The following is a 237-nucleotide window of genomic DNA, read 5'->3' on the forward strand; positions in this document are numbered from 1 at the left end:
GCGACGTAGTGCAACACCGTTATATGTCTTGCAGCGTAGATCATCTTCACGAACGGTTTCATTTGCTGTTGTAATTAAGCGTACGACACTCGGTTTATCAATTAGTGCACGTAACAGAATACGTGAAGAGTTAATTGTTGAGAATACGGCGATATGATCTTGCGTTGCTTTATCTTGTAGAAGTGGATCTTCTACACTTGCAATAACATGTTCAACACCTAGATCTTTCGCATGTTC

1 pseudogene is annotated in these 237 nt (G+C 40.5%); it reads right to left on the minus strand.

From position 1 onward, the window contains the following. A pseudogene (locus KVT31_RS29975) lies at nt 1–237 on the minus strand (sodium:proton antiporter); the annotation flags it as partial.

The sequence above is a fragment of the Bacillus sp. GbtcB14 genome, from assembly GCF_019091205.1.
In the GTDB taxonomy this organism is placed as follows: domain Bacteria; phylum Bacillota; class Bacilli; order Bacillales; family Bacillaceae_G; genus Bacillus_A; species Bacillus_A cereus_AG.